General features: G+C 61.4%; 19 protein-coding genes. 11 read left to right on the forward strand and 8 right to left on the reverse strand.

Annotation, left to right across the window (positions count from 1 at the left end):
• The first annotated feature begins 75 nt into the window (after window positions 1–75).
• Window positions 76–1,581, forward strand: a complete 1,506-nt coding sequence (gene glnA / locus M0D69_RS34190; protein WP_301786252.1) for a type I glutamate--ammonia ligase — start codon at window positions 76–78, stop codon at window positions 1,579–1,581.
• Between the two features lie 242 nt (window positions 1,582–1,823).
• Window positions 1,824–3,347 (forward strand): sensor domain-containing diguanylate cyclase, encoded by a 1,524-nt coding sequence (locus tag M0D69_RS34195; RefSeq protein ID WP_301786253.1) that lies wholly within the window; start codon window positions 1,824–1,826, stop codon window positions 3,345–3,347.
• A 59-nt stretch (window positions 3,348–3,406) separates the two neighbouring features.
• On the opposite strand, the gene M0D69_RS34200 is transcribed toward M0D69_RS34195, so the two are convergent.
• Genes M0D69_RS34200 through M0D69_RS34225 form a run of 6 tightly spaced genes read right to left on the reverse strand, consistent with a single transcriptional unit; the run spans window position 3,407 to window position 8,891 of the window.
• Window positions 3,407–3,628: an FmdB family zinc ribbon protein gene (locus tag M0D69_RS34200; protein WP_301786254.1), complete on the reverse strand. Its 222-nt coding sequence runs from the start codon at window positions 3,626–3,628 to the stop codon at window positions 3,407–3,409.
• Between the two features lie 12 nt (window positions 3,629–3,640).
• Window positions 3,641–5,062, reverse strand: coding sequence for a dihydropyrimidinase (gene hydA, locus M0D69_RS34205; RefSeq protein ID WP_301786255.1), 1,422 nt, complete (start codon window positions 5,060–5,062; stop codon window positions 3,641–3,643).
• Entirely contained in the window at window positions 5,059–6,009 is a 951-nt protein-coding gene (locus M0D69_RS34210; protein WP_301786256.1) for a dihydrodipicolinate synthase family protein, read from the reverse strand. Before M0D69_RS34210 ends, hydA begins: the two co-directional genes overlap by 4 nt.
• Entirely contained in the window at window positions 6,006–7,166 is a 1,161-nt protein-coding gene (locus M0D69_RS34215; RefSeq protein WP_301786257.1) for an FAD-binding oxidoreductase, read from the reverse strand. The genes M0D69_RS34210 and M0D69_RS34215 overlap by 4 nt, the downstream gene beginning before the upstream one ends.
• Window positions 7,163–8,593, reverse strand: coding sequence for an NAD(P)/FAD-dependent oxidoreductase (locus tag M0D69_RS34220; protein WP_301786258.1), 1,431 nt, complete (start codon window positions 8,591–8,593; stop codon window positions 7,163–7,165). The genes M0D69_RS34215 and M0D69_RS34220 overlap by 4 nt, the downstream gene beginning before the upstream one ends.
• Window positions 8,586–8,891, reverse strand: a complete 306-nt coding sequence (locus tag M0D69_RS34225; protein ID WP_301786259.1) for a (2Fe-2S)-binding protein — start codon at window positions 8,889–8,891, stop codon at window positions 8,586–8,588. The genes M0D69_RS34220 and M0D69_RS34225 overlap by 8 nt, the downstream gene beginning before the upstream one ends.
• Window positions 8,892–9,048: 157 nt before the next feature.
• Between M0D69_RS34225 and M0D69_RS34230 the strand changes: the two genes are divergently transcribed.
• From M0D69_RS34230 to M0D69_RS34250, 5 genes are all read left to right on the forward strand, one after another.
• Window positions 9,049–9,864: a transporter substrate-binding domain-containing protein gene (locus tag M0D69_RS34230; RefSeq protein WP_301786260.1), complete on the forward strand. Its 816-nt coding sequence runs from the start codon at window positions 9,049–9,051 to the stop codon at window positions 9,862–9,864.
• A gap of 72 nt (window positions 9,865–9,936) precedes the next feature.
• Complete coding sequence (locus tag M0D69_RS34235; RefSeq protein WP_301786261.1) at window positions 9,937–10,605, forward strand: amino acid ABC transporter permease; 669 nt, start codon at window positions 9,937–9,939, stop codon at window positions 10,603–10,605.
• Window positions 10,605–11,294, forward strand: a complete 690-nt coding sequence (locus tag M0D69_RS34240) for an amino acid ABC transporter permease (RefSeq protein WP_301786262.1) — start codon at window positions 10,605–10,607, stop codon at window positions 11,292–11,294. Before M0D69_RS34235 ends, M0D69_RS34240 begins: the two co-directional genes overlap by 1 nt.
• Window positions 11,272–12,009, forward strand: coding sequence for an amino acid ABC transporter ATP-binding protein (locus M0D69_RS34245; RefSeq protein ID WP_301786263.1), 738 nt, complete (start codon window positions 11,272–11,274; stop codon window positions 12,007–12,009). Before M0D69_RS34240 ends, M0D69_RS34245 begins: the two co-directional genes overlap by 23 nt.
• A 64-nt stretch (window positions 12,010–12,073) precedes the next feature.
• Entirely contained in the window at window positions 12,074–13,312 is a 1,239-nt protein-coding gene (locus tag M0D69_RS34250) for an ArgE/DapE family deacylase (protein WP_301786264.1), read from the forward strand.
• Window positions 13,313–13,327: 15 nt separating this feature from the next.
• Here M0D69_RS34250 and M0D69_RS34255 read toward each other — a convergent pair whose 3' ends face one another.
• Window positions 13,328–13,987 (reverse strand): GntR family transcriptional regulator, encoded by a 660-nt coding sequence (locus tag M0D69_RS34255; protein WP_047845574.1) that lies wholly within the window; start codon window positions 13,985–13,987, stop codon window positions 13,328–13,330.
• A gap of 430 nt (window positions 13,988–14,417) precedes the next feature.
• Here M0D69_RS34255 and M0D69_RS34260 point away from each other — a divergent pair, with 430 nt between their 5' ends.
• Window positions 14,418–14,723 (forward strand): hypothetical protein, encoded by a 306-nt coding sequence (locus tag M0D69_RS34260; RefSeq protein ID WP_301786265.1) that lies wholly within the window; start codon window positions 14,418–14,420, stop codon window positions 14,721–14,723.
• A 70-nt stretch (window positions 14,724–14,793) separates the two neighbouring features.
• On the opposite strand, the gene M0D69_RS34265 is transcribed toward M0D69_RS34260, so the two are convergent.
• Entirely contained in the window at window positions 14,794–15,831 is a 1,038-nt protein-coding gene (locus M0D69_RS34265; RefSeq protein WP_301786266.1) for a LacI family DNA-binding transcriptional regulator, read from the reverse strand.
• Between the two features lie 226 nt (window positions 15,832–16,057).
• Between M0D69_RS34265 and M0D69_RS34270 the strand changes: the two genes are divergently transcribed.
• Genes M0D69_RS34270 through hpaI form a run of 3 tightly spaced genes read left to right on the forward strand, consistent with a single transcriptional unit; the run spans window position 16,058 to window position 19,736 of the window.
• Window positions 16,058–17,605, forward strand: coding sequence for a UxaA family hydrolase (locus tag M0D69_RS34270; RefSeq protein ID WP_301786267.1), 1,548 nt, complete (start codon window positions 16,058–16,060; stop codon window positions 17,603–17,605).
• A 30-nt stretch (window positions 17,606–17,635) separates the two neighbouring features.
• Window positions 17,636–18,979 (forward strand): MFS transporter, encoded by a 1,344-nt coding sequence (locus tag M0D69_RS34275; protein WP_301786268.1) that lies wholly within the window; start codon window positions 17,636–17,638, stop codon window positions 18,977–18,979.
• A complete protein-coding gene (hpaI, locus tag M0D69_RS34280; protein ID WP_301786269.1) occupies window positions 18,948–19,736 on the forward strand; it encodes a 4-hydroxy-2-oxoheptanedioate aldolase in 789 nt (262 codons plus the stop codon). The genes M0D69_RS34275 and hpaI overlap by 32 nt, the downstream gene beginning before the upstream one ends.
• Window positions 19,737–19,794 lie beyond the last annotated feature (58 nt).

Here is a 19,794-nt window from a genome sequence, read left to right on the forward strand (position 1 = left end):
GCCCGGGCGACCTTGCTTTCGCACGCGGACAGTCAGGTTGGTCCATAGACGAAGGGCTGGAACAGGAGAACGTTCATGTCCACTACGCCAGGAGTGTCCGGATCGCCTTTCGGGGTGTCCGTCGAACCGGGCAGCTATCGCGTCACGCGACCGGGAAGTGCGAGCGAGGTGATCGACCTTCTACAGAAACACAATATCCAGATCGTCGATTTGAAGTTCACCGACTTACCCGGACTCTGGCAGCATTTCTCGATCACACTCCCTGAAGTCCACCCAGACCTGTTCAGCGCGGGGATCGGTTTTGACGGTTCGTCGATTCGCGGTTTCCAGGAGATCCACGAGTCCGACATGCTGTTGAGGCCGGACTCGGCGACTGCTTTTATCGATCCGGTTTGCAGCACACCGACACTGTCCATCATCTGCGACGTCGTCGATCCCGTGCTGCAGCAACCGTACTCGCGCGATCCGCGCTACGTCGCTAAAAAAGCGGAGAACTATCTGCGTCAGACGGGGATCGCGACGACCTGTTATTTCGGACCGGAACTGGAGTTCTTCATCTTCGACTCGATCCGCTTCGGGCAGGACCAGCACTGCGGCTACTACTACGTAGAATCCGCCGAGGGCGACTGGAACACTGGCCGCGACGAAGGGGCGTACGGCGGCGGAAATCTCGGCTACAAGCAGCGCTACAAGGAAGGCTATTTCCCGGTCCCGCCGAGCGACACGTTGCAGGAAATTCGCTCGGAGATTGCGCTGACGCTGCAGCAGGCGGGCGTGCAGATAGAAGTGCATCACCACGAGGTGGCGACCGCCGGACAGAACGAGATCGACATGCGTTTCCAGACACTGACGCGCATGGCCGACAACGTGATGATCTACAAATACGTCTGCAAGAACGTAGCGCGCCGGCACGGCAAAGTGGCAACCTTCATGCCGAAGCCGCTGTTTGCCGACAACGCGAGCGGCATGCATTGTCACCAGAGCCTGTGGAGAGACGGCGAAAATCTTTTCTACGACGCCGATGGGTGGGCGCTGACTTCAGAGATATGCCGGTGGTATATCGGCGGATTACTGCAACACGCGCCCGCGCTGATGGCCTTCTGCGCGCCAACGACGAACTCCTACAAGCGTCTTGTGCCGGGGTATGAGGCGCCCGTCAATCTCGCCATGTCGCAGCGCAACCGTTCGGCCGCGGCGCGTATTCCCATGTATTCAAGTTCGCCGAATGCTCGGCGGGTCGAGTTCCGTTGCCCCGATCCTTCGGCCAATGCGTACCTCGCTTTCGCGGCGATGCTGATGGCTGGCCTCGATGGCATCGAAAACAAGACCGATCCCGGCGATCCGCTTGACCGCAATATCTACGACCTTTCGCCTGAAGAAGCCGGGAATATACGGCAGGTGCCGGGCTCTCTCGGAGACGCGCTGTTGGCGCTCGAATCCGACAACGCCTTCCTGCGCAAAGGCGATGTATTCACCGACGACGTCATCCAGACGTGGATCGAATACAAGCGCATACGCGAGCTCGACACGATTAAACTGCGGCCGCATCCATGGGAGTTTTATCTGTATTTCGATACTTAAGAATGCAGTGCCGCAGATCACGCATTCCCGCCATGTCCATGGAAGCGGACAAAAAAATGGATTAAGCAGGAAAATCGACGGTTTTCACGCAATGAACTGGAATTAATACCTGATACGCTTCACTCATTCTCCCGAAAGTGCGGCGATTCGCCGTCTCAAATCAATTCGCAGTAAGGTTCGCGAAAGCCACGATCGGACGGCGCAATGGTTTTTGAAGATTCCGTAGCATTGGCAGTAAAGACATGACCCGGCGGCCGAATGCGGTGATCGGCGTCAGCGTGCTCATCGCGTGCGCGATTCTCGGGATTGCTGCCTGGGTGCTGACCGAGATGCGGCACGATGCGCTCAGACGGGCACAGGAAGCAGCGATCAACGTGTCACTGCTGGTGGAACGCGACACGGCGCGCAACCTTGAACTCTATGACCTGTCGCTGCAGGGGGTCATTGAGGGCCTCGAGGACCCCGCCGTGCGCAACCTGCCGCCCGCCCTTCGCCGGATGGTGCTGTTCGACCGCTCCACGACCGCCAAGGACATGGGTTCGTTGCTGGTTCTCGACGAGAGCGGCAACATCATCATCGACTCGAAGGTCGATCCGCCGCGCCGCGTCAACTTGTCCGATCGCGACTATTTCAAGGTCCACCACGACGCGGCAAACGTTGGACTGTACGTTAGTCATCCGTTCGAACCGCGAATGACCACCGGCACCAGCATCGCCATGAGCCGGCGGCTGTCACATCCGGACGGCAGCTTTGCCGGGGTGGTGGTGGGAACCATGCGCCTGAACTATTTCCGCAACCTGTTTGCCGGCATGAACCTGGGCGAGGGCGGCTCGATGGCGCTGATGCTGGCGGACGGCACCATGCTGATGCGCCGGCCCTATGACCCGAAGATCATTGGCCGGAGCCTCATGGGCACGGCCAACTACACGCGCTTTGCCCAGGCGCCGAGTGGCGAGTTCTTCGGCATTGCTGCGATCGATGGCGTGGAGCGCTGGTATGCGTTCCGGCACATCGGAAATTTTCCGTTGATTCTCGATGTCGCCATGGCTAGCCGGGACATCTATGCGGAGTGGCATCGTCGCGCGTGGATCATCTGGTCGCTGGTCGGTGCTGTCGACGTTGTCATCCTCACGCTGGCTGTGTTGTTCGCGCAGCAACTCAGGCGCCGTATCGCCATGGAAACCGAGCTTCGATCGCTCGCGAGAACCGACGGGCTGACGGGGCTCTGCAACCGCCGGGCGTTTGACGAAATGGCCGAGTTGGAATGGCGTCGTGCGCAGCGCAGCGGCCTGCCGCTGTCGCTGCTGATGATCGACATCGATCATTTCAAGGGTTTCAACGATCTGTACGGCCACTCGGCCGGCGACGATGCGCTCGTGGCGGTCGCTCAATGCATTGGCGATAATATCCGGCGTCCGGGCGATACCGCCGCACGTTATGGCGGGGAAGAATTCGCCGTGCTGCTGCCCGATACCGGGCAGGCGGGCGCAGTTCGGGTCGCGGAAATCATGCGTGCGGCGGTGCAGGAGCTTGACCGCCGTCACGTGGCCAGCCCTTATCACATCGTTACGGTCAGTATCGGTGTCGCATGCACGTCAGAGCCGCGCTTTGCGACACTGCGGGCCTTCATCAATGCGGCCGATGCCGCGCTCTATGAGGCCAAAGGCGGTGGCCGCAACCGGGTCATCTGCGAGCCTGCCGGCGCGGTGTCCGATTCCATTGCTCCTCCGAGCGTGCCGACGGCCAATACGCGATCGGCGCGATGAAGGTGGCTCGTATTGGCAGCGTATGCAAGAGCATTGTTGCTATCGTTCGAGCTGAATGTCTAACGGCAGCAACGGCAACCGCCTTGATGCCTGTAACCATAGGCGCCTTCTTCCGTAGCCACTTTCCCGCCGCGCGTCGCCAGCCGCACCGTCGAGCCGCTGGCGACGCGCGGCGACAACGCACCGCACTCCGGGCAGGGCACCTGCTCATCGCGCCTGGAAACCGGGCGCATGGATTCGAACGCTCCGCAGCTATCGCAGGCATGCTCGTAGATCGGCATGACGTTCTCGCTCTACCAGTGGCCGCCGAGTTCGCCGCGCGCGACGAACTCTCCCTGGCCGGTCCGTCCGACCCAGTCGCCGTCGTCGATCAGCAATTCTCCCCGTAGCAGCACCTTCTTCACCCGGCCCGTGACCTCGCGACCTTCGAACAACGTAAAGTCGCAATCGCTGTGTTGCGTGTCTGCGCTGATCGTGTGCGACTCGTTCGGATCGAACAGGACGATATCGGCGTCGCTGCCAACTGCAATCGTTCCCTTCTTCGGGAACAGGCCGAAGAGCTTGGCCGGCGCAGTCGACATCAACTCGACAAAGCGATTAAGCGTGATGCGGCCGCTCCGTACGCCGCCGTCATAGACCACCGTCATGCGCGTTTCGACGCCAGGAACGCCGTTCGGGATCTTCGAAAAATCGTCACGTCCTAACGGCTTCTGGTTGACGTTGCCACGATGGCCTTCCTTCATGCAATACGGACAGTGATCCGTCGAGATCAGTTGCAGATCGTCGGTCTTGAGCGCGGTCCAGAGCGCCTTCTGCGCCTCCTTCGATCGCAGTGGCGGACTCATCACGTAACGCGCGAGATCGAAGCTGTCGTCGGAGTACGCAGATTCGTCGAAGAAGAGATAGTGCGGACAGGTCTCCGCGAACACGGGAATGCCGAGATCGCGCGCCTCGATCACATGCTTCAACGCCTCTTTTGCCGAGAGGTGAACGAAGTAGACCGGCGCTTCGGCGAGTTCGGCGAGCTTGATGCCGCGATGTGTCGCTTCGCCTTCCATGATCGCGGGCCGCGTCAACGCGTGATAACGCGGCGACGTGTGACCTTGCGCGAGCGCCTCGCGTATCAACAGGTCGATGATCGTGCCGTTCTCTGCATGCAACGCGATCATCCCGCCGTGCTGGCCGACCATGCGCATCGCCTGGAAAATGGCGGCGTCGTCCGACATGACCGTGCCCGGATACGCCATGAACATCTTGAAGCTCGATACGCCTTCGTGACGGATCGCATATTGCATGTCGCCGAGCACGCGCTCGTCCACCTGCGTCACGATCACGTGAAAGCCATAGTCGATGCTCGCCACCGACGCTGCCTTCGACTGCGCCCGCGAGATTGCATCGAGCGGACTCGTGCCGGTTGTCTGCAGCGCGAAGTCGATAATCGTCGTGGTACCGCCAAAGGCTGCCGAGCGCGTGCCTGACGCAAAGTTGTCAGCCGTCACCGACGGCCCGAAGGTGTTCTCCATATGCGTATGGCAATCGACGCCGCCCGGAAACACGAGCAGTCCGGCTGCGTCGATCACGCGGGCATCCGGACCCGCATCGAGGTCCAGCCCGATGCTGACAATGCGCTCGCCTCGCACGAGGATGTCGGCGACATAGTCGTCGACGGCCGTAATGATGCGGCCGCCCTTGATGAGGGTTAGGGTGGGCGTCATGAGTCACTCCGTTGAGCGCTGGTGGCGATGGCGAGCGCGTCATCAAGACGCGCCATTTCTGCGTGGGAGAGCGGCGGGATGGGCGGGCGCATCGACGGATGCGGGAACTGTCCGAGCAAGTGCAGGCAGGCTTTCAGGCGCGCGTTGGCGTGCGAGCCGGGCGCAGTTCCATAGATGGCCTTCGCAAGCGGATAGACGCGCGCATGAAGCTGCTGCGCCTCGGCGAGATTGCCGCGTTCGACAGCACGATACAGCGCTACGATCAGTTCAGGCACGACGGCGGCCAGGCTGACGAGGGTGCCTTCGGTGCCGAGCGCGAAACAGGTGAACAGGTGTTCGTCGCCGGAAGCCATCACGGCCACATGCGGCGCGATCGACTTGATGAGCCGGCGGTTTGCTTCGTACGCGGCGGTTTCCCAACTGCCTTCCTTGATGGCCACGACCTCGGGCAAGCCGACGAGCGCGGTGAGCATCTGCGGCGTGTAGGCCATGCCGCCCGTGGCGACACCGGCCTGATACAGCATCATGGGCAGGCGAGCCTCGGCGTTGGCGATCCGGTGATGCGTGAGGACAGTGTCGATATCGGTCGACAGCGCCCACGAGAACGGCGGAAACAGCAGCATGGCGTCGGCGCCTGCCTGCTTTGCATCGTTTGTGTGGGCTTGCGCTTCGTAACTGTCCTCGGAATTCACGCCCGCTACGATGATCAGGCGATTGCCGCAGACGGCATGCGCAATTTCCACTACCCGCCGTTTGTCCGCTGCCGAGAGAGCAAAGTTTTCGCCGGCGTGGCCATTCACCAACAGGCCGGCAATGCCGTCGACGTTCGCCACCGTCTCGATATGCCGCGCGAGCACGGCTTCGTCTAGGTGTCGGCCGTCCGCGTCGAGAGGGCACAGCGTGGCGGCATAAACGCCGTTGAATGGATCGGCATGCGTGGGAATCATTCTGTCTTTTCTCGATGAGGTTGAGCAGGCGCCTCGACAGGAACGACGAGCCGCGCCGGATCGAACAGGGGTAGCTCGGGTTCTTCACCGAGCATGGCTTGGGATAGCAGCTTGCCCATGTAGGGACCGCTGGTGTAACCGGAGTGCACGCAACCGATTACCCAGGCGTCCGGAAGACCGGGAAGCGCGCCGATCATTGGCATGGCGTCGGCGGTTTCGGATTCGAGGCCAAGCCAGATGCGGGCCACGCGTGCCTTCGCGAGCGCGGGGATCACATGCTGCGCAAGCCGGAGATTGCCGATCAGATTGTCCGGCACAGTCTCCACGCCGCCGCGCACGCGATTGCCAATGCCTTGCCAGCCGCCGCCTATCAGCACGCTGCCGTTGGCGAACTGCTTCATCGACAGCAAGCCGTTTGCAATGCCAAGCACTGAGCGCATCACGGGCGGCATGCGCTCGGTGACGATCAACTGGTTGACGAGCGTCTTGACGGGGATGTTGATATCGAGCATGGCGAGGAGAGGTTCCAGCCATACGCCGCCCGCCATCACGAGACGCGTCGCGTCGATACGGATTGCGTCCTCGGGACCGCTCACGCGATACATCCCGGCGACCCGGTCGATGCGCGTTGCCGGCGTCTGCTCGAACACATGCACACCCGCTTCGCGCAATGCCGCATGGTAGGCGCGGCCGGTGAGATAGGCGCTTGCGAAGCCGTCCGTTGCGCAGTACGCGGCTTGCAGTACCACTGGATTCAGGCCGGGTTCCACGCCGAGCGCGGCATCCCGGTCGAGCAGATCGATCTGCGCGCCGTACTTGCATCTTGCCGCCGCGCGTTGCTGTAGCAGCGTCTTCTCGTGCTCCGTGAAGGCGAGCGAAAGGCCGGGCGCAGCGGTGGCGAGCACGCCGTGGCCGAGCCACGCGCCTGTGTTCATCCACATGTCCCATGCCCGGATAGCGTAGGGGACGAGGGCGGCGCGCGTCATGTGCAGCGTCAACGTGCCGGCGTTCACGCCCGACGCGCCACGGCACAGCGCATCGCGTTCGATCACCGCCACACGCATGCCGGCACGCGCGAGGAATAGTGCGGTCGTGCATCCCATCACACCACCGCCGAGTACGGCGACATCGAATGCGGTTGTTGTTGCCCGTTTCATAGGGGCGCCGCCTTCGGGATGGGAATGTCGTCATAGCTGAAGTTGCCAGTGAGCGCTTCCACCGTCATTGGCCGCAACGGCGTGCGAGCCGAAAAGCAGCCCGCGCGTTCGCGTGAGCCGCCGTGAGCGCGTGCAGCAAGCAGTTCCGCCGCAACGTCTCCGCACGTGCGGCCCTGGCACGGTCCCATGCCGCATCGGGTCCAGGCCTTGAGCTGATTCACGTCGTGTGCGCCGGCATCGCAGGCGGCGTCGATCTCGGCACGGGTCACGTCCTCGCATCGGCAGACAATCGTTTGCGGCCCAATGCTGTCGATGTGGCCGGGCCGCAGCGCCATTAATTGCGCCATCGAACGGCCGAAGCGCGCAGCCTTTGCATGTGCCTGGCGTGCGGCCAGTACATGCGACCAGAGCTGGTCGGTGTCAGTGGCGTCAAGGTCGATGGCGCACGCGAGCCCTGCGAGCGTGCCGTGGTGGCTTGCTGCAGCCGCGCCGGCAATGCCTGCACCGTCGCCCGCCACGTAGAGCCGCGGGCGTGACGTGCGGCCGTCCTGGTCGGCGACGGCGATCCAGCCGCCCGCTTGCCGCGAGTACCGGTGTTCGGCCCGCAGGAGGCGCGTGATCTCGGTTGACGGGGTCAAGCCGTGACCGACAGCGATGCAGTCGGCGACCACGCTGCGGCGTTTTCCGGAGACGGGGCGCCCCGCCGCGTCGCAGGGCGCAAGGGTCGCGCGCAGCCCGTCATGGGCTTGCTCGACTTTGACGATGGTGTGGTGCGAAAGAATGGGCGCGCCCGCGCGGCTGATATCTTGCCACCAGTGAAACCCTTCGCGCATCAGGTCAGGGCGCGACATCATGGCGGGCAGTGTGCGTCCCCAGTCGCCAAGGCCTGCCATATCCGCAATCGCCTCGACCTTGCCGCCGCCTTCTATGGTCTTCGCCGCGACGGCCGCGAGCAACGGCCCGCAGCCGGCAACTAGCGTCGAGCGGCCCGGCAGGATGCCCTGCGATTTAAGGAGGATTGTCGCGGCGGCGAGTCCGATAACACCGGGTGTGGTCCACCCGTCGAAGGGCACGATACGTTCCGTGGTTCCCGTGGCGACAATCAGCGCGCGCCCAGTGCAATGCATGGGACAGGCTGGACCGGCGGCATCGACGCGGTAATCCGCTGTGACGGCCCATACCACGTGATTGAAGTATGTAGCGACTGCACTTTGAGCCAGTTCGCGCCGCAGGGTGTCGCCGGGTTGCTCCGCTTGCTGGTCCGCGCTCAACGGCGCCACGGCGCTGACCGGCGCGCGATAGACCTGGCCGCCGGCCGCCGCGTTCTCGTCGAACAGCGCAACCTTGAGACCCGCCGCCGACGCCGCCAGCGCTGCATTCACACCAGCCGGTCCGCCGCCGAGCACGAGGACGTCGAAGTCAGGCATCGCTGCCGGCCTCCGGTACCTTCTCAACGTGCATTCCATCAGCGACCGCGGTCCGGCACGCAAGCACGCGGCAGCCATCGACCATGACCAGGCATTCCTGGCAAGACCCCATCAGGCAAAACATCCCGCGCGGCGCACATTCACGCGGACTCGTACGCAAGGTCTTCGTCCCCGACGCGAACAGGGCGGCCGCCACACTTTCGCCGACGCGGGCCGACGCCGGCTGGCCGTCGAAGAAAAACCAGACAGTAGCGGCGTGGCCTGTTTTATTGATGCGCATGGTCTCGGCATTCAGCATGGGACAGCCTCCCTTGACAACTAATTTCGTCGATGTTTTTATATTATCGTATACGGTTCGTATACGTAAATTGGTCAAAATTAAGAGAGTCCGGGAGTACCCGAACCGCACGCCAGAACTGTGAGCCATCTTCCCGAACCCTTTACGGAGTTACCGCATGAAATCCCTGATTCTCATGAGCCGCCTGCTCGCCGTAGGTCTTGCCGCTTGCTCGTTGCTCGGCTCGTTCGACGCCAGCGCCCGCACGCTCGACGAAATCATTGCATCGAAGAAAATCGTGTTCGGCATTAACCCGAACCTGCCGCCGCTCGGCACCTATGACGCGAAGAACAACATCGACGGTTTCGATGTCAGCATCGCGAAGAAGATTGCGGACTCGCTCGGCGTCAAGCTTGAAATTGTTCCGGTGGGGTCCAATGATCGCGTGCCATTCCTGATGACTGACAAGATCGACGCGGTGATGGGCGGCATGACGCGCAACGCGGACCGCCTGAAGGTGATCGATTTCACCGACCCGGTGAATACGGAAGTGCTCGGTGTCCTGACGACGCAGGCGAAGCCCTTCACGGACTGGATGCAGTTGAACGATCCGGCGGTGCGTCTCGTTCAGGTACGTGGCACGACGCCTATCCCGCTGATCCAGGAAAAGCTGCCCAAGGCGCAACTCCTGATCCTCGACAACTACCCGGACGCCGTGCGCGCGATTGCCCAGGGCCGCGCCGATGCATTGATCGACGTGCTCGATTTCATGCTGAGCTATACGAAGAACTACCCGACGAAATGGCGCGTGGTTGACGCACCGATCGAAGTGGACTACGACTGTATCGGCGTGCAGAAGGGCAATACGGCGTTGACGCAGCGCTTGAACAAGGAAGTTAATGCGTTGCACAAGAGCGGCTTTGTCGCCGCGAGCTGGAAGAAATGGTTCGGCAGTGCGATGCTGCATGATCCTACCGCTGCCCCTGCACAGTAAGCGAAACCGACGGCAGCGCTGCGGTCGTGACGAACGGACGAGCGCTGCGCATCCGGCGGGAGCCACTATTCGATGACCCTACATTTCGAGCCCATTCTCCAGCAGTGGCCTTATCTGCTTGGCGGTGCATGGCTCAGCCTGCAAATTGCCGTGCTCGCGTTTGCGTTCGGCATGGTCATCGGCCTCGTATGCGCTTCTGTGTTGCGCTACGGGCCGGTGTTTTTGCGCAGGGCGGTAACGGCTTATGTGATCTTCGCGACCAACACGCCGCAACTCGTGCAGATCTTCTTCCTGTTCTTTGCGCTGCCCGAGATCGGCGTAACGCTGTCGCCGTTCACGGCGGTGCTCATCGGGGCGACGTTCAACGCGGGCGCGTATCTGTGCGAGATCCAGCGCGCCGGTTTCAATTCGGTCCGGCTGCTGGAAATCGAAGCCGCCGAAGTGCTCGGCTTTTCCACGCCGCAGATCGTGCGGCACGTGATCCTGCCGCACGTGCTGAAAGTGATGTTCCCGCCGCTGTCAAACCAGTTCATTGTCATGACGCTCGGCACGTCGATGGCGTCGATCTTCGGCGTCGAGGAACTGACGGGCCGTACGTACAACCTTAGTTCCCAAACGTATCTCTCCGTCGAGGCGTTCAGCGTGGCCGCGGTCCTGTATATCGCGGTCACGTTGATCGCGACCTTCGCACTGGCGATCATCGGGCGTCATGTCTGCCGCGCCAAAATCAAGGTGTTCTGATGTTCGCTTCCTCACAGGCCGAGATCGCGCAGCTATTTTCCTTTTACAACCTGACGCTACTGTTGGATGGACTCGCTGCAACCTTCGTGCTGTCGGCGCTCGGCTGCTTCGCGGGATTCCTGGCGGGTTTCGTCGTGGCTATTGTCCGCGTTACGCGCTCCCGTGCGATGGCGCCCCTGCGTGCGCTCGCATTCGCCTATTGCTTCCTGTTTCGCCGCATCCCGTTCCTAGTGACGCTGATGCTCGTATTCTTCGCGAGCCAGTCGTCGAAAGCGAATCTCTCGACGTTCGCCGTTGCGTCGCTGAGCGTTTGCCTGATCGCGTCGGCCTACCTTGGCGAGATCATTCGAAGCGGACTTGAATCGGTGCATGGAAACCAGTGGGAAGCCGCGCAGACGATGAATTTCTCGACCTTCGAGACATTGCGCTTCGTGATCGTGCCGCAGGCGTGGCGCGTGGTCGTGCCGCCTACATTCGGCTTTTTCGTCATGTTCATCAAGGACACCGCGCTGGCCTCGCAGATTGGCGTGATGGAATTGACGTCCGCCGGCAAGGTGCTGACCAACAAGGGCTTTTCTTCATGGCTCGTGTACGGAACGGTCTTGATGCTTTATTTCGTGTTGTCGTACCCGTTGTCGCGCTTGGGTAAGCGCCTGGAGAAAAAACTTGCCGCAACTCGAAATCGTTGATCTGAGGGCATCGTATGGGCCGCACACGGTCCTTGAGCGCATCAACCTCTCGGTGGAGAAGGGCGAGATCGTCAGCCTGATAGGACCTTCCGGGTCGGGCAAGAGCACGCTGCTGCGCGTTCTGACGGGACTGTTGCCGCCCGAACATGGCACCGTCCGATTGAACGGCAAGCTTGTGAATTATGCGGACAAGGCGGCCGTGCGTGCATTGCGCTCGGAGATTGCGATCGTCTTCCAGCAATACAACCTGTTCCAGAACATGACGGCGCTGGAAAACGTGATGATCACGCCCACCAGGATCAAGGGCTGGCCACGCGAGCAGGTGCAAGAGCACGCCATCAGCTTGCTTACTCGCGTGGGCCTTGGGCATCGGCTGAAAGCGTATCCAGACGAGTTGTCGGGTGGTCAGCAACAACGCGTTGCAATCGCCCGCGCGCTTGCGTTGAAGCCGAACGTGCTGTTCCTCGATGAAGTCACGGCGGCTCTCGACCCCGAACTTGTCACCGAAGTACTCGATACCGTTCGCGCGCTGGCGTCGGAGGGAATCACGATGTTCATCGTGTCGCATGAGATGAGCTTCGTGCGCGAGGTCTCGTCGAAAGTGGTGTTCATGGCAGGCGGTCATGTGATCGAGACCGGCTCGCCGCAGCAACTCTTCGATGCCCCGCAGGAAGTTCGCACGCGCGAATTCGTCGGCAAGATCCTGCGTCACTGATGAATGCGATCGCCGTCATTGCCATCAGCGTTGCGTTAATCCTTTTCAAGTTTTCCAAGTCACCATGAATGAAGATCTGCTTACATTGACCCTGCTGGAAACGGTCGATCGCCACTTCGCTACCGAAGTCGACTTTCTGGCAGCGCTCGTGCGCAAGCCCTCGGACAATCCACCCGGCGACTGCGCGAGCCATGCAGAGATGACCGCGCTTGCGCTTGAATCGTTTGGCTTCACGGTCGAACGCCATCCGGTCCCACACGCCGATGTCACGCGTGCCGGCATGATCAGCGCAACGAATCTGGTCGTGCGGCATCGTTTCGGCGATGGACCGGTCATCGCGCTGAATGCGCACGGCGATGTCGTTCCGCCAGGCGACGGCTGGTCCACCGACCCCTATGGCGCCGAAATCCGCGATGGCTGGATGTTCGGGCGGGGCGTGGCGGTATCGAAGTCGGACTTCGCGACCTATGCGTTCGCGTTGAAGGCGTTGATCGAAAGCCGGGCGGAACTTCATGGGACCGTCGAGTTGCACCTGACCTACGACGAGGAAAGCGGTGGCCTGATCGGTCCGGCGTGGTTGCTGAAGGAGGGTATCGTCAAGCCCGACTACGCGATCTGCGCCGGCTTCTCCTATTCGATCACCACCGCGCACAACGGCGCGATTCACCTCGAAGTGATCGTGCGCGGCAAGTCCGCCCACGCAGCACGGCCCGACACCGGACACGATGCTTTGGAAGCTTCGACCGCGGTGCTCAACGCGCTTTATGGACATCGCGAGGTGTTGAAGACCATTCGATCGAGCACACCCGGCATCGATCATCCGACGCTTGTGGTTGGCTTGATCGAAGGCGGGATCAATACGAACGTGGTGCCGGACAAGGTCCGCTTGCGCCTGGACCGGCGCGTGGTGCCGGAAGAGAATCCGCAAGCCGTGGTGTCGCAGCTAAAGACCTTGATAGAAGAAGCGGTGGCCGGTTTGCCGGGCATTCTCGTGGAGGTGCGTGAGGTGCTGGTGACCTCGCCGCTGCGTTCCATCGACGGGGCAGAGCGCTTGTCGGCGGCATTGCAACGCGCCGCGAAGACGACGCTGCGGCAGGATATCCCGACCGAAGGTGTGCCGCTTTACACCGACGCCCGGCTGTACTGCGAAGCAGGCGTTCCAACCGTCATCTATGGCGCGGGGCCTCGCACGCTGCTGGAAGCGAACGGTCATCGAGCCGACGAACGCGTGGCGCTGGACGATCTGCGTCTTGCCACCAAGACGATCGCGCTCGCACTTGCGGATCTGCTGGCGCGAGCCTGATCGGACAGATCCGGTTCAGACACCGCTGCCTTCACTCAGGCGGTCGACCACGAAACGGCGCAGGTTTTGCAGATGCGTGCGAACGGCGTTGCGTGCGGCATCAGCGTCGTCGGCTGCGTATGCTTCGAGGATCGCAAGGTGCTCCGCGCGATCTTCTTCTATGCGGTTGAATGGCGTGGAGAGTTCGAACAGCCGGCTGTTCGTACGCACCACTTCGATCATCCGCGCGAGCACGTCATTGCCGCTGGCACGCGCCATCATGGTGTGGACCTGGTCGTCGACCTGCCAGTGCTCCTGCTCTTGCTGGCCGCTGCGCAAAGCCTTGATCTTCTTGATCAGTTGCTGGATCTGCTTCTTGTCAATCTTGCCGATGGCCAGGCCGATAGCCTCCGCCTCAAGCAGCTCGCGCACCTTCATTGCCTGAAAATATTCCTGCGCGCCAACGAAGCGCACCGAATAAGAGCGGGCGCCCGCGCGCGCCAGCAGACCCTCGCCCTCAAGCCGCAACAATGCTTCGCGCATGGGCGTGCGGGAGATGTTGAGTTCCTCGGCAAGCCGCCCTTCGACGACGGGGCCGCCGCTGCGTAATGCCTTGTGGAGGATCATTCGCCGCAGAGTCTGGTACGCCAGTTCGCCTAGTTTTTCCGGGGTTGTAGTAAGGGGAGATGCTGTCACGTTGTTTCGCTCGCTTCAGGTGCACGGTATACGTATTGTATGCGATCAAATAGTCATTTTCGTTTCGCGACACCACGCTCGTTGACTGCGAGAACCCCGCGATGCGGCGCGGTCCTGGCGCCTGTCTCGTTCCCGAGAGCGCGTTTGATGAAGGTGGGTGCCAACGCGGGCGAGCGTGCCGCGTGCGTCTCTTTACTGCAGACAATTCGGCCAACCGAGCCTGACTAAAAGGCGAGGGCCTGCATCGAAAACTTCCTGCAGTAAGAGGTCGGAATGGAGTTCGACTATTATTCCGGTTAGTCTGCCGATGGCGCAGCGCTATTTTTCGTGATTCGGGCCGCTGCCAGAAGGCTTTTGCACCTTTGGCCTTTCCCGGGGAAAGTACACTTCTGCCACGCCTTACCGCACGAACGAACAGATCGGAATCGTCATGACCACTCAAATTCCGCTTAACGGGCAATCACCGACATCCGGGCGCGACGTAGTCGCCCCGCGCGGTGTTATCAGCGCAGTGCTTGCGGGGTTGCTTCTGCTGGCAACCATGCTGTTCCTGCTCTCTTTGGGGGCGACGCTGGAGGTGTTGATCGAGAAATACTATTTAGGAACGGTCTCCAGCAAATACGACCCCCTTTTCGCGATGCTCATTCCGGCTACTGGCGGCACCGGTATCGCAGTCCTGGTCTTGCTGCTGCTGCGCATGATAGGCGGTTGGCGCAGGCGCAAGCGCGTTAGATAACGACTATACGGTTGCGCTGTAATGCAAGTCGATCAATGCATTCGCGGCCACCTTGCTGGTGCGCGCCGCCTTAACTTGTTTCGCGCTCGATCAGTTTGAATCCCACGTCGACCACGCGCCGGTCGACTTCGCCATCCTGGATCCGGTCGACTAACAGCGAGGCGGCCAGTTTTCCAATCCGGGTTCCGTCAATCCGGATCGTCGTCAACGGCGGGTCCGTGTCTTTCGCGAAATTCAAATCGCCATAACCGACTACCCGCAACTCCCGGGGAATGTCCATGCCGCGCGCGCGTGCTTCAATCAACGCGCCTAGCGCCAGGATATCCGCGCCGCAGAATACCCCTTCTATATCCGCATGTTCGTCCAGCAGGCTCGCCAGCCCGCGGCGGCCGTCACCCATATTGGCGGGCGACGGTATCGTAACAACGGGAATCGCGACGGCCGGGTCCGTTGCGGCGCCCTTGGCGAACGCCTTGAGGAAGGCCTGTGTTCGCACCTGGGAGCGGCGGTCGCCCGGCGCAATCACCGCAGCCCGCTTTACACCTTGCGCGAGCAAGTGTTGCGCGGCCGCTTTCCCCACCTTTTCGTGCGAAAAACCGACCAGCATGTCGATCGGTTCGCGAGTGATATCCCAGGTCTCCACCACCGGAATCCCGGACTCACGCAGTTTTTGCCGCGCGTGCTGGGAGTGCACGACGCCAGTCAGCACAATGCCCGCTGGCCGCCGTCCGAGGATGGCATCGATCAACGCGTCCTCACGAGACTCGTCGTAGCCGCTTTGACCAATCAGCAACTGATAGCCAGCCTCGGCAAGCTCTGTAGTCAGCGCCTCGACCGTTTCCTGAAAAACAGTTCCCGCCATGGCAGGGATCAGCGCGACGATCAGGCGGCTCCGGTTCGACGCCAGCGAGCCGGCGATCAGGTCAGGCGTATAGCCGGTTTGTTGCACGGCTGCGCGCACACGCTCCAGCGTATTCACCGACACGAGTTCAGGGGTGTTCAATGCGCGCGATACGGTGACTTTAGTGACACCGATCAGGGCCGCCAGATCGCTCAACGTCACGCGCCCGGTATTTTTTCGCGCGCGACGTGCGGTGGAGCGCTCCATTGCGGGAGGTAGGGCCGCGTCTTCGACAGTTCCGGCTATCCCTGTGGCGCTATCCGTTTTCGGTTTGATCATCGACAACGATATGAGAGGTTGAATAAACGTTGATTAGGGAAAACGCGAACATTCAGGCAACAAGAAGCATATTACTATGCGTCCAATGTTACCGGTTACATAAACCGGTAACATAGTATCCACGAGACAAAACGTGATTGCAGGAGAATTGCTCATGCCGCAGGCCACCGACGCCGCCATAGCCCCCTTGATTCGCCTGCACGGCTCGGACAACGTGCTGATTGCCCGCGAGGCCTTGTCGCTGGGCCGGCAGGTCCAGCTGGGCGACACCGACGTGCGCGTCCGGGCGCAGGTCCAGGCGGGCCACAAGATTGCCGCCAGGGCGATCGCGCGTGGCGAAGCAATCCGCAAGTATGACACCGTGATTGGCCGCGCCGCGCGGGATATCGAGGCAGGCGACCATGTGCATACGCATAACATTGAACTGATCGATTTCGAGCGCGACCCGGGTTTTGGCCTCGATGTCCGTCCGGTCGACTATGTGCCGCAAGCCGAACGCGCAAGCTTCATGGGTATCGTACGTCCCGACGGAAGAGTCGCTACCCGAAATTTCATCGGCATCCTCGCGTCGGTCAACTGCTCGTCTACTGTCATCAAGAATATCGCCGGGTGGTTCACGCCTGAGCGGCTCGCCGACTATCCGAACGTCGATGGCGTGGTCGCCTTCGCGCAGACCAGCGGGTGCGGGATGTCCTCGCCCAGCGAGCATTTCGACGTACTGCGCCGGACTATCGCGGGTTATGCGCGTCACCCCAATCTCGCAGGCGTCCTGATCGTGGGACTCGGCTGTGAACGCAACCAGGTTTCCGACTTGATGAATTCACAAGGTCTCGAGACGGACGCGTCGATGCGCACGCTGGTGATGCAGGACAGCGGCGGTACGCGCGCGACGATCGAGGCCGGGATTGCGGCGATCCAGAGCATGCTGCCGGCGGCGAACCGTATTGAACGGCAGCCGGTCAGCGCCAGTCATTTGAAGATCGGCCTGGAGTGCGGTGGGTCCGACGGGTTTTCGGGCATCAGCGCCAATCCCGCGCTTGGCGCGGCGATGGATATTCTGGTGCGCCATGGCGGCACGGCGATCCTGTCCGAGACGCCGGAAATCCACGGTGTCGAATACATGCTGACGCGCCGCGCGGTGACGCCTGAAGTCGGTCAGAAATTGCTCGATCGGCTCGCCTGGTGGGAGCGCTACACACACGGGCACAACGGCCAGTTTAACGGTGTGGTCGGGCCCGGCAACCAGCAGGGAGGACTGGCGAATATCTTCGAGAAGTCCCTTGGCTCGGCGATGAAAGGCGGCACTACTCCTTTGCAAGCAGTCTATGAATATGCCGAACCAATCGACCAGTCGGGCTTCGTCTTCATGGATTCGCCTGGCTATGATCCGGTCGCGGTCACCGGTCAGATCGCCAGCGGCGCGAACATGATTTGTTTCACGACGGGCCGTGGCTCGATGTTCGGCTCGAAACCTGCTCCCACGATCAAGCTCGCCAGCAACACGCCGATGTTCACGCGTCTGCAGGAGGACATGGATATCAATTGCGGCCTGGTGATCGATGGCGAGCGCACCGTGCAGGAGATGGGGCAGGACATCTTCGACCATATCCTGCAAGCCGCCTCCGGGCAGCGCACGAAAAGCGAATTGCTGGGTCTTGGCGACCACGAGTTCGTGCCCTGGCACATGGGCATTGTTAGTTAGGCATCCAGATAACAATAACGGAGACAAGAGATGACTCTCGCGCCGCAAGAACAGGTACGCTCACGTGTGCGCTGGATCGTGGCCGGCATGATGTGGGCGGCGATCGCAATCAACTATATCGATCGAGCCGTGCTGTCCGCTGCCGCGCCCCGGATCCAGTCGGACTTTCACCTGAGCGCCGTGCAGATGGGGGTAGTGATGTCCGCCTTTTTCTGGTCGTATGCGCTGCTGCAACTGCCGGCCGGCATACTCGCGGACCGCTTCGGGCAGAAGAAGGTATTAGGTCTTGCGGTCCTCTGGTGGTCGCTCGCTACCGCCGTCACCGGCTTCGCGACGGGCTTCAAGTCGCTGGTCGCCCTGCGGGTGATGCTGGGTATTGGCGAAGCGGGCGCCTATCCGAGCAACGCCGGTATTGCGTCACGCTGGTTTCCCCGTAACGAAAGGGCGACGGTGGCCGGCATCTTCGACAGCGGCTCGAAACTCGGCGGCGCCGTTGCGCTTCCTTTGATTGCGGTCATGCTTGCCGTGTTCGACTGGAAAGTGACGTTTGCGATCACGGGTGCGTTGGGCATCGTATGGTGCCTTGTCTGGCAGTTCATATTCAGGGATTCGCCAAGCCAACACCCGCGGGTCAATGCTGCTGAACTTGAGCATATCCGCGACGGACTCGCGCCCAGTGCCGTTGGAGAAAAACGCAATACCGTACCGTGGCGCAAGCTGTTCGCGCATCGCAATATCTGGGCGATGTGCATCGGCTTTTTCATGATCAACTACAACTCGTATTTTTTCATCACCTGGTTGCCCACCTACCTGGTCAAGGAGCGGGGCATGGGTTTGATGGAAATGGGCGTGATGGCCTCCCTGCCTTTGCTGATATCGATGTTCACCGAGGTGCTCGCGGGCTGGGCCTCGGACCGTGTCTACGGTTCGGGCAGGTTGTCGTTGACGGCCACCCGCAAGCTGTTCCTGATTGTCGGGCTCACGATGGCATCGAGTATCGGTCTTGCCGCCTTCGCGCAATCGGCCGTGATGGCAGTCGTGCTGCTGTGCATCGCCAAATCCGGCATGACTGTCGCGGCCTCGCAAGTCTGGGCCTTGCCCGCAGACGTGGCGCCCAAGAACATGGTGTCGATGGTGGCCGGCGTGCAGAACTCGGTATCGAACATGGGGGGCGTTGTCGGCCCGATCGTGACCGGTGCGATCGTCGGTGCGACGGGATCCTTCGTCGCGGCACTGGTGTTCTCGTCGGCGCTGATCGTTCTCGCCATCATCAACTATCTTTTCCTGCTGGGTAAAGTCGACCCCATCGAATTTGAACCCCCTCCCATGGAGTTGGAGAATCATGAGCGGAACAACGCAAACGCCCGCGCCTAACCGTTTCAAGGCGGCGCTCGCGAACAAGGAAGCACAGATTGGTTTCTGGTTGTCGATGGCCGATCCCTACCTGGCCGAAGTCAGCGCGACCGCCGGCTTCGACTGGCTGCTGATCGACAACGAGCATGCGCCCAATGACGTACGGACGACCTTGTCGCAACTGCAGGCCGTCGCTCCGTACCGTGGCGAAGCCGTGGTGCGGCCGGTCAATGGCGATGTGGCATTGATCAAGCGCCTGCTTGATATCGGCGTACGCAACCTGCTGGTGCCGATGGTCGATACCGAGGAGCAGGCTCGCTCGATGGTGTCCGCCGTTCGATATCCGCCGCACGGGATTCGCGGCGTCGGGAGCGCGGTCGGCCGGGCGTCGCGCTGGAGTAGCCGGAAGGATTACCTCGATGTCGCCGATGAAGAAATCTGCCTGCTGGTGCAGGCGGAAACCGTCACCGCCTTGTCGAGCCTGGATGCGATTTGCGCGGTGGACGGCATTGATGGCGTCTTTATCGGGCCGGCTGACCTGGCCGCCTCGATGGGCTATCGCGGTAAAGCGGGTCACCCTGAAGTGCAGGCCGCTATCGACGGTGCGATCAAGAAAATAGTCGCGTCGGGTAAAGCGGCCGGGACGCTGACTTCCGATCCGGCGCTGGCGCGGCATTACCTCGAGCTGGGCTGCACGTTTGTTGCGACCGGCATCGACATCCTGATTCTCGCCAATGGTGCACGCAAGCTCGCCGCGGACTTTGGCAGAGGCACCTAGCCGACGAGCGGCACCCGTCAATTTCGATTCGATTTCGAAATCTCGCCACAAGAAAAGC

This window comes from Caballeronia sp. SEWSISQ10-4 2 (assembly GCF_030464885.1).
Taxonomy (GTDB): Bacteria; Pseudomonadota; Gammaproteobacteria; order Burkholderiales; family Burkholderiaceae; genus Caballeronia.